This is a genomic window from Emticicia sp. W12TSBA100-4 (genome assembly GCF_040253585.1).
GTDB lineage: Bacteria > Bacteroidota > Bacteroidia > Cytophagales > Spirosomataceae > Emticicia.
The window spans coordinates 1-344 of the sequence record NZ_JBELAU010000094.1; the positions used below are offsets into that span (position 1 = coordinate 1).

General features: G+C 50.3%; 1 protein-coding gene. It reads left to right on the forward strand.

Features of this window, described 5'->3' with window-relative positions; translation table 11 throughout:
* On the forward strand, positions 1 to 344 hold a 344-nt coding region (locus ABR854_RS25905), incomplete at both ends, for a SprB repeat-containing protein (RefSeq protein WP_350268742.1).

Here is a 344-nt window from a genome sequence, read left to right on the forward strand (position 1 = left end):
TAGTTGTACAGCAACAGCGAGTGTAGTAGTGAAACAACCAACGGCAGCATTGACGACGACTCCGAGTGGCGTAGATGTGAAATGTTACGGCGATGCGAGTGGCAGTGCGAGTGTAGTAGCAGCGGGCGGCACAAGTCCATACACTTACAAATGGAACACAAATGCGACGACTTCGACTATCAATAATTTAGTAGCAGGAACGTACACGGTAGTAGTAACAGATGCGAACAGTTGTACAGCCACAGCAAGTGTAGTAGTGAAACAACCAACGGCAGCATTGACGACGACCCCGAGTGGTGTAGATGTGAAGTGTTACGGCGATGCGAGTGGCAGTGCGAGTGTGG